The sequence below is a fragment of the Rhizobacter sp. genome (genome assembly GCF_031412495.1).
Taxonomy (GTDB): domain Bacteria; phylum Pseudomonadota; class Gammaproteobacteria; order Burkholderiales; family Burkholderiaceae_C; genus Schlegelella_A.
Genome location: NZ_JANODC010000454.1, coordinates 1 through 3,669, shown reverse-complemented (window position 1 = coordinate 3,669; position 3,669 = coordinate 1). Strand labels below are relative to the sequence as shown.

At 65.6% G+C, this 3,669-nt stretch carries 4 protein-coding genes; all 4 read left to right on the top strand.

Annotated features, from left to right (window positions below; all coding sequences use genetic code 11):
- Positions 1–1,198: ABCB family ABC transporter ATP-binding protein/permease (locus AC30N0_RS17035; protein ID WP_489519086.1), on the top strand; the 1,198-nt coding region annotated here is incomplete at its 5' end.
- Positions 1,199–1,347: 149 nt separating this feature from the next.
- The gene (locus tag AC30N0_RS17030; RefSeq protein ID WP_489519085.1) at positions 1,348–2,259 is read left to right on the top strand and encodes a transporter substrate-binding domain-containing protein; all 912 of its coding nucleotides are present in this window, start codon (positions 1,348–1,350) and stop codon (positions 2,257–2,259) included.
- A 146-nt stretch (positions 2,260–2,405) separates the two neighbouring features.
- Positions 2,406–3,110, top strand: coding sequence for an amino acid ABC transporter permease (locus AC30N0_RS17025; RefSeq protein ID WP_489519084.1), 705 nt, complete (start codon positions 2,406–2,408; stop codon positions 3,108–3,110).
- Between the two features lie 16 nt (positions 3,111–3,126).
- A partial coding sequence (locus tag AC30N0_RS17020; protein WP_489519083.1) for an amino acid ABC transporter permease occupies positions 3,127–3,669 on the top strand: 543 nt, incomplete at its 3' end.

Here is a 3,669-nt window from a genome sequence, read left to right as displayed (position 1 = left end):
GGCCTTCCGGCGGGCCATGAACGAGCAGGACTCGAAGGCCAACACCAAGGCGCTCGACGCCCTGCTCAACTACGAGACGGTCAAGTACTTCTCGAACGAGGGCTTCGAGCAGGCCCGCTACGACGAGAACCTGCACCGGCTGGAGAAAGCCTCGATCAAGTCGCAGACCTCGCTCTCGCTGCTCAACCTCGGCCAGAGCCTGATCATTGCCGTCACGGTGACCCTGCTCGTCTGGCGGGCGACGGTCGGCGTCGTCGCCGGAACGATGACCTTGGGCGACCTGGTGCTGGTCAACGCGCTGATGATCCAGCTCTACATACCGCTCAACTTCCTGGGCGTCATCTACCGCGAGATCAAGCAGTCGATGATCGACATGGAGAAGATGTTCGCCCTGCTCGGGCAGAACCGCGAGATCGCCGACGCACCCGGTGCCAAGCCGCTCGCCGCGCATGGCGGCGCGGGGCGATTCGACGACGTCCGCTTCGGCTACGACCGCGACCGGGAGATCCTGCACGGCGTCAGCTTCGAGATCCCGGCCGGCAAGACCGTGGCGGTGGTCGGCCCGTCGGGGTCGGGCAAGAGCACGCTGGCGCGGCTGATGTTCCGCTTCTACGACGTCGATGCCGGCAGCATCCGCATCGACGGCCAGGACATCCGCTCGGTGACGCAGAAGAGCCTCCGCGAGGCGATCGGCATCGTTCCCCAGGACACGGTGCTGTTCAACGACACGGTCGAATACAACATCGCCTACGGCCGCACCGGCGCGGGCCGGGCCGAGGTAGAGGCGGCGGCGCGCTCGGCCCACATCCACAACTTCATCGCCTCGACGCCCAAGGGCTACGACACGATGGTCGGCGAGCGCGGGCTGAAGCTATCGGGCGGCGAGAAGCAGCGCGTCGCCATCGCCCGCACGCTGCTGAAGGACCCGCCGATCATGATCTTCGACGAGGCGACGTCGGCCCTCGACTCGGCCAACGAGCGGGCGATCCAGGTCGAGCTGCAGAGCGTGGCCAGGAACCGGACGGCGCTCGTCATCGCGCACCGCCTGTCGACCGTGGTCGATGCGCACCAGATCCTGGTCATGGCGGAGGGCCGGATCGTCGAGCGCGGCACGCATGCCGAGCTCGTTGCGCAGAACGGCCGCTATGCCGAGATGTGGCAGCTGCAGCAGAGCAGTGCCGAGGCGGCTCCGGCCTGATCTCCGCCGCCGGAGGGCGGTTGCGGGCGAACGTCCCAGGCAAACCCTTGCTTTTGGGCAATTCGCCGGACCGGGTCAACGCGCCTCTCTAGAATTTCGTTCTTTTCGCGACGAGGCCCGCCTCGAGCCATCCAACCACAGGAGTTCTCATGAAGACATCGTTTCTGGCCGGCTTCGCGCTCGTCGCGTCGGCCCTGGCAGTCACCGGCGCGCAGGCGCAGGCGAACGACACCCTGAAGAAGATCAAGGACAGCGGCACCATCACGATGGGCGTGCGCGAGTCCTCGGGCGCGCTGGCCTACACCCTGGGCGACGGCAAGTACACGGGCTTCCACTACGACGTCTGCCAGCGCGTGATCGGCGACATCCAGAAGCAGCTCGGCATGGCCAAGGTCGACATCAAGTTCCAGCCGGTGACGTCGCAGAACCGGATTCCGCTGGTGCAGAACGGCACCGTCGACATCGAGTGCGGCTCGACCACCAACAACGCCGCCCGCCTGAAGGACGTCGCCTTCGCCCCGGCGCTCTACATCGAGGAAGTGCGCATCGCCGTGAAGGCGAACTCGGGCATCAACAACATCGCCGGCCTGAACGGCAAGACGGTGGCCACCACCACCGGCACGACCTCGGTGCAGCTGCTGCGCAAGAACAAGCGCGCCCAGGGCATGGATTTCAAGGAGCTCAATGGCAAGGACCACTCCGACAGCTTCCAGCTGCTCGACTCGGGCCGCGCCGACGCGTTCGTGATGGACGGGCAGATCCTCGCCGGCCTGATCTCGAAGGCCAAGAACCCGGCCGACTTCAAGATCGTCGGCGAGCCCCTCAGCGTGGAGCCGATCGCGATCATGTACCGCAAGGACGATCCCGCCTTCAAGAAGGCGGTCGACGACAGCATCCGCAACATGGCCAAGAGCGGCGACGTCGCCAAGCTCTACGACAAGTGGTTCATGCAGGCCATCCCCCCGGCGAACACCAAGGTCAACCTGCCCGCGAGCGAGGCAACCAAGGCGGCCTGGTCCAACCCGAGCGACAAGCCGCTCGAGGAATACGCCCAGCCCTGATCGACCCCAACGACTCAGGTAAGCCCTAGCGCCCTGCGGCGCGGAGTTTGCTTACAGTCCGAGCGCGACGCGAAGCCATTCGCGTCGCGCTTTTTTCTTTTGTCGAACGCAGGGCCGGCGCTTCGCGGTGCACGAGGGAGCTCGCATTGGGAACGTGGGACTGGCAGGTCTTCCTGCAGGACACCGGGGGAGGCGAGACCTACCTGCGCTGGATGATGTCGGCCTGGGGCTGGACGCTCTCGGTCGCGGTGTTCGCGCTCCTCGTGGCCCTGGTCGTGGGCTCGATGATGGGCATCCTGCGCACCACGCCGAACAAGTTCCTGGTCTTCATCGGCAACGCCTGGACCGAGCTGTTCCGCAACATCCCGTTGCTGTTGCAGATCTTCCTCTGGTACCACGTGATCCCGTCGATCTTCCTGGTGCTGCGCGGCGTGCCGAGCTTCGTCCTGGTGGTCCTTGCGCTCGGCTTCTTCACCTCGGCGCGGATCTCCGAGCAGGTGCGGGCGGGCATCCAGTCGCTGCCCAAGGGCCAGACCTACGCCGGCCTGGCCACCGGCCTGACCCTGCCGCAGACGTACCGCTACGTGCTGCTGCCTATGGCCTACCGGATCATCATTCCGCCGCTGACCAGCGAGTCGATGAACATCATCAAGAACACGTCGGTCGCGTTCGCGGTCTCCATCGCCGAGCTGACGATGTTCGCGATGCAGGCGCAGGAGGAAACCTCGCGCGGCATCGAGATCTACCTGGCGGTCACGGCGCTGTATTTCGTCTCGGCCTTCGCCGTGAACCGGCTGGCCCGCTTCATCGAGGTCCGGGTCCAGGTTCCCGGCCTGCTCGGCGCCAAGTGATGCGAGAGCACGCGGCATGAACCTCGACTTCAGCTTCATGACCTGGGCCGTTGTCCAGAGCTTCGTCCTGAAGGGCCTGATCTTCTCGTTCCAGCTGACGATCGTCGCCATGATCGGCGGCATCGCCCTCGGCACGGTCCTGGCGCTGATGCGCCTCTCGGGCAAGCCTTGGCTCGTGATGCCCGCGGCAGCCTACGTCAACACCCTGCGCTCCATCCCGCTGGTGATGGTCATCCTCTGGTTCTTCCTGCTGATCCCGCTCCTGGTCGGGCGGCCGATGGGGGCCGAGCTCTCGGCCATCATCACCTTCACCGTCTTCGAGGCCGCCTACTACTCGGAGATCATGCGCGCCGGCATCCAGTCGGTGTCGAAGGGGCAGGTGAGCGCCGGCTACGCCGTGGGCATGACGTACGCCCAGTGCATGAAGCTCATCGTGCTGCCGCAGGCGTTCCGCAACATGCTGCCGGTGCTGCTCACCCAGACGATCATCCTGTTCCAGGACACGTCGCTCGTGTACGCCGTGGGTGCGTACGACCTCCTGAAAGGCTTCGAAGTCGCG